2 protein-coding genes are annotated in these 6,041 nt (G+C 62.0%); both read right to left on the bottom strand.

Going from position 1 to position 6,041, the window contains the following annotated elements; genetic code table 11:
* Positions 1 to 4,619 (bottom strand): Ig-like domain-containing protein (locus N5C91_RS27830; RefSeq protein WP_279833508.1); only part of this gene is annotated, 4,619 nt, incomplete at its 3' end.
* Between the two features lie 341 nt (positions 4,620 to 4,960).
* On the bottom strand, positions 4,961 to 5,887 hold the full coding sequence (locus N5C91_RS27825) for an OmpA family protein (protein WP_279833507.1): 927 nt from the start codon (positions 5,885 to 5,887) through the stop codon (positions 4,961 to 4,963).
* Between the last annotated feature and the right edge of the window lie 154 nt (positions 5,888 to 6,041).

The raw sequence follows: 6,041 nt of genomic DNA, 5'->3' as shown, positions 1-6,041 counted from the left end.
GGAACCAGGTTGCCCTGTTTGTCGCCGACGGCGTCGTAGACCGAGGTGATCACCGGGGTGGTGGAAACCAGGTCCACGTTGTAGCCGTGGTTGGCGACCACATTGGTACTGTTGCCGGCCGCATTGTGGGCCACCAGGGTGGCCTGGATGTTGTCGGCCGCGGCCAGGTCGCCGCCGGCGACTGCGACGCTCCAGGTGCCCGAGGCGTTGACGGCGGCGCTGTAGGCGTGGCCATTGAGGCTGAAGCTGACTACGTCACCGCTGGTGAACTCACCACCGGCCTTGCCGCTGACGGTTTGCTCGGTCTGCGACTTGGCGTAGTTGATCAGGTCGTTGCCGGCGATCACGTCGATGCTCAGGGTCGCCACCGGCGGGGCGTAGTCGGTGATGATGGTGAAGACGTCGGACTTGTCGCTGGTGCTGCCAGCGGCGTTGGTCGCATCGACGGTGAAGTCGTGCTTGCCTTCGCTGAGCGGCGTGGTCGGGGTGAAGGTCCATTGGCCGTTGCCGTCAGCGGTGGTGCTGCCGATCTTGCCGCCGTTGTCATAGATGGCCACGGTGGAGTTGGCGTCGGCAGTGCCCGAGAGGTCCGGCTTCGAGTCGTCGGTGATGCCGCCTCTGGCGATCGGGCCGGTGATGAGGCCTACATCATCGAAGATCTCGTCGATGGTCGGCTTGGTGGAGAGGATTTCTACCACGTAGTTATGGCTGGCCGTGGTGGTGGCACTGTTGCCCCATTGGTCGGTGCTCTTCACCTCAGCGGCGACGCGGTGGTTTGCGTCTGCCACCAGCTCGGAACCTGGCACCGTGACGCTCCAGGCACCGGAAGCATTGACGGTGGTGCTGTAGACCACGCCGTTGAGGGTGAGCTTGAGCACATCACCGGGGTTGGTCCCGGTGGTGGTGCCGGTGATGGGCTGGCTGGTGGCCGCTTCACTGGCGTCGATGATGTCGTCGCCGGTGATCTTGTCGATGTACAGATAGATATCCGGCACCGCGGTATGCACTGCGTAGGCATGAGTGGCGGTCGCTTCGCTGGTGTTGCCCGCGGCGTCACTGGCAATGATCCTGCCGTCGATGACGTGGTCGGCATCGGCCACCAGTTTCGAGCCTGGTACGCCGGCGATGCTCCAGTTGCCCGAGGCGTTGACGGTGGTGCTGTAGGTGGTGCCGTCGGTCACGATGCTGACGATATCGCCGGCTCGCGCTCCGCTCGATCCCCCGGTGATGGTGTGGTTCTGCAGGGACTCGTTGAGGTTGACGACATCATCACCGGCAACCACGTTGATCGTCAGCGTCGCCGTCGGTGGTGTGATTTCTACGCTGTACGGATGGCTGGCGCTGGCAGTACTGGCATTGCCGGCGGTGTCGTGGCCGATGACGGTGGCGTTGATCGAGCGGGCGCTGTCACCCACCAGATCGCTGCCCGGAACGCTGACACTCCATTTGCCGTCGGTCGCCACACTGGCGCTGTAGGCGTGGCCGTTGAGGGTGAAGGTGACCTTGTCACCCGCCAGGTAGGTGCCCACAACCTTGCCGCTGATGGTCTGGTTGGTCTTCGACTCGGCCAGGTTGACGATGTCGTCGCCGGCGACGATGTCGATGGTCAGGGTGGTAGTGCCTGGGTCGGTGATCACGCTGTAGGCATGGCTGGCGGTGGCGTTGCCGACGTTGCCGGCAGCGTCGTGCGCGACCAGGGTGGCATCGATCTTGTGGCTGGTTTCAGCCACCAGCTTGCTGCCCGGAACCGCGACGCTCCAGTCACCATTGGCCGCTACAGCGGCGCTGTAGGTGGTGCCGTCGAGTTTGAAGCTGACGATGTCGCCGGCCTTGAACTCGCCAGTGGCCTTGCCGCTGATGGTCTGGTTTACCTTGGATTCGTCGAGGTTGACGATGTCGTCACCGGCGACCACGTTGATGGTCAGCGTCGCTACAGGGGGATCGAGGTCCACGCTGTAGGGGTGATCGGCCACGACATTGGTGCTGTTGCCGGCGGCATCGTGAGCCACCAGGGTGGCGTGGATTGTGGTTTCCTTCGCCAGGTCCGAGCCGGCAACGGAAACACTCCAGGCACCCGAGGCATTGACCGCCGCGCTGTACTCGGTGCCATTGAGCCTGAAGGTCACCAAGTCGCCGGCCAGGAATTCACCGCCGGCCTTGCCGCTGATGGTCTGGCTGGTTTTTGACTCGGCCAGATTGAGGATGTCGTCTCCCGCGACCACGTCAATGGTCAGCGTCGCCACGGGGGGATCGAGGTCCACGCTGTAGGGGTGATCGGCCACGGCATTGGCGCTGTTGCCGGCGACGTCATGGGCCACCAGGGTGGCGTGGATAGTGGTTTCCTTGGCCAGGTCCGAACCGGCAACGGAAACACTCCAGTCACCCGAGCCACTGACGGCGGCGCTATAGGCATGCCCGTTGAGAGTGAAGCTGACGATGTCGCCGGCCAGGAATTCACCGCCGGCCTTGCCACTGATGATCTGGCTGGTTTTTGACTCGGCCAGATTGAGGATGTCGTCTCCCGCGACCACGTCAATGGTCAGCGTCGCCACAGGGGGATCGAGGTCCACGCTGTAGGGGTGATCGGCCACGACACTGGCGCTGTTGCCGGCGACATCGTGGGCCACCAGGGTGGCGTGGATGGTGGTTTCCTTGGCCAGGTCAGAGCCGGCAACGGAAACACTCCACTCACCCGAGCCACTGACGGCGGCGCTATAGGCATGCCCATTGAGAGTGAAGCTGACGATGTCGCCGGCAAGGAATTCACCACCGGCCTTGCCGCTGATGGTCTGGCTGATTTTTGACTCGGCCAGGTTGAGGATGTCGTCTCCCGCGACCACGTCAATGGTCAGCGTCGCCACGGGGGGATCGAGGTCCACGCTGTAGGGGTGATCAGCCACGACACTGGCGCTATTACCGGCCTCATCGTGGGCCACCAGGGTGGCGTGGATAGTGGTCTCGGCTGCCAGGTCGGCGCCTGCCACCTCCACATTCCAATCGCCGGAAGCATTGACCGCCGCGCTGTACTCGGTGCCATTGAGGCTGAAGGTCACCAGGTCGCCGGCCAGGAACTCGCCGGAGGCCTTGCCGCTGATGGTCTGGTTTACCTTGGATTCGTCGAGGTTGACGACATCGTCGCCAGCCACCACTTCAATGGTCAGCGTCGCCACGGGGGGATCGAGGTCCACACTGTAGGGGTGATCAGCCACGACACTGGCGCTGTTGCCGGCGGCATCGTGGGCTACCAGGGTGGCGTGAATTGTTGTCTCGGCCGCCAGGTCCGAACCGGCAACGGAAACACTCCAGTCGCCGACAGCATTGACCGCCGCGCTGTACTCGGTGCCATTGAGGCTGAAGGTCACCAGGTCGCCGGCCAGGAATTCCCCAGTAGCCTTCCCACTGATGATATGGCTGGTTTTTGACTCGGCCAGGTTGAGGATGTCATCGCCAGCGACGACGTCGATCGCCAGCGTCGCCACGGGGGGATCGAGGTCCACACTGTAGGGGTGATCGGCCACGACACTGGCGCTGTTACCGGCGGCATCATGGGCCACCAGGGTGGCGTGGATGGTGGTCTCGGCTGCCAGGTCGGCGCCTGCCACCTCCACACTCCAATCGCCGGAAGCGCTGACAGCGGCGCTGTAGACATGCCCATTGAGAGTGAAGCTGACGATGTCGCCGGCCAGGAACTCTCCCGTAGCCTTGCCGCTAACGGTTTGGCTGGTTTGCGACTCGGCCAGGTTGAGGATGTCGTCGCCGGCGACCACGTCGATGGTCAGTTGGGCGCTCGGCGGCAGGCTGTCGACGTGGATGGGATAGTCGTTGGAGGGGCCGCTGCGGGTACCGGCAGGCGTCTCGGCAATGGCGGTAAAATCATGGCTGCCATCCGCCAGCGCCTTGTCCGCCGGGACCTCGAACGACCAGCTGCCATCGGCGGCAGCCGTCGTGCTGCCTAGCTCGACGCCATGGTCATAGACATGAACGATAGTGTTCGCTTCCGAGCTGCCAACGATGACGGGGGTGGAATCATTGGTTAAACCGTCCTTGGCGACGTCGAGCGGTTGAGCCGGGTCGTTGTTATTGATTACCCGGTCGATGCTGGGGTCGGCCGGCACATGCACCCGGTGATGATCATCATGCTTCTGGCTGGCGGCCACCGCGCCAATCACTGCTGCCCCCGCCAGGAGCGGCCACAGCAGGAAGCCCTTGCTATCCTCGATGTCAGATACCAGCGGCGCCGTGCCCAGCGCGGGGCCACCCAGGGCAATGGGAGCCATCTCGCCGTCGGCCAGCATCAGTTGGCCGTAGAAACCCTCACCATCGGTGCGCACATACGCATGGAGCTGGTTGTCTTCAGCAACGCCAAACAGCTGGCTGTCCATGCCTTCGGCGAAGAAGTCCTGAAGGGTCAGGTCGGGCTTGTCACTGCCTTCGAAAGAGACCAGCAAATCCTTGCCAACTCGCTTGACGGTGACATTCTCCGGAGCGACCTGAGTGTTTTCCACTTGCAGAAGGTACTGGGTACCGGCTTGTGCCTTGATCTTTCCGCCAGTTCTGAGCGCAATCTTCTTGGCTGCATGTTCGGTAACGGCGATTAGACCAATAGTTTCACTTGCCATTTAAACACCACCTCTGTAGGGAAAACGTACGAGGTGATCAATTTAATTTCATGCCCAACCCAGGAATATCGGAACGCTCCGACAAAGATGTAAGCTTTTCTGATTTAATTCAAAACCCAAGCCTTCATCCTTATTTGGAAAATAGAAGAAAAAGAAGTCCTGCATATACGGAAAGATTCAGCGTGGCGCGCCATTAAACAGTCAAAACACTCAGCCTGTTAAATCAAACTTGCCACTTCGTTGAATTCCAGACAGCGAAATCCTGGCAAATCGAGAGCGTTACCTTTCCCCCGGAGACAGCTCGGAAAACAAATTATCCGAACCGTCTCACCGGGCCATTCTCAATCACCGTTCTGAGTACCCTGGATCACCAGTTCCACGCGGCGGTTCGGCGCGTTGCAGGCGATCTTCTCGCTGCGCGAACCACTGTTGCACTGCACCACCGGCTCGGAGCTGCCACGGCCGCTGGCGTGCACCAGTTGGCTCTGCACGCCCTGCTCGAGCAGCACACGGCGCACAGTCTCGGCGCGTTGCTGCGACAGGGTCTGGTTGGCCTGGGCCTTGCCGATCGGGTCGGCGTGGCCGATCACTTCGATGCCACTGATGCGCCCGGGCTGCTGCTGGATTTCCTGTACTACCTGGCCCAGTTGGCTGCGGCCTTCGGCGGTCAGGTCGTTGTAGCCGCCCTTGGCGAAGTGGAACAGCACGTCGCTGCGCAGGCTCAGCTTGGTTTCGGTCTGGCACGGCACCACGGAAGGTGCGCGGCTGATGACGTGGACTTGCCGACGCAGGCCTTGCAGGCTCTGCTGGGCGTCCTTACCAGTGTGTACGATGGGAATGCTCTGATGAGCAGCCACCGGGGCCTCCAGCACATAGGTCTGCCCACCACCCAGCTTGGCGTAGGTTGCCTGCTTGCGCTTGCCAACGTACAGCGGCGCATCGCCGATGAAGGACTCCAGCGAATGTTCACCCGCCGGGGTGCAGAACACGGTGTAACCGCCAGGCATCAGAGCGCTTTGCAGGTGGCCGTCGAGGTAGATATGCGCGGCTTCCTTGCCGGCGTCCTGGCCGCGGTACATGACGATCTGCGCTTGTTCGGGAGCGACGCTTTCAACCTTCTGGTAGGTCTCGCCGTAGATGCTCTGGTTGGTTTCGGTCGCGCCGGAAAGCGGCGCATGCAAGCTGGTCAGTACAGCAAGGGTCACCAACGCCAGGGGCCATTGGCGGTTGGCTTTCGCAACGCCCTTTGGGGAAGTAATCGAAGTCATTTGAACAGTTCTCTGGTGAGTTCCGCCGATCTGGGCGGAGCAGTCAATTGGTAAAGGCGGAGGTGGCCGGCCGGTCATCCGGGTGGCTCGTCCGACGGCCCGATTTCCGCAGAGGGGGAAGAGACGGATATCTCGATTCTGCTCATGACGTGCA

It is taken from the genome of Pseudomonas sp. GD03903, assembly GCF_029840045.1.
GTDB classification, from domain to species: Bacteria; Pseudomonadota; Gammaproteobacteria; order Pseudomonadales; family Pseudomonadaceae; genus Pseudomonas; species Pseudomonas pseudonitroreducens.
The sequence above is the reverse complement of the archived record's forward strand: the minus strand, read 5'-3'. Positions and strand labels throughout refer to the sequence as shown.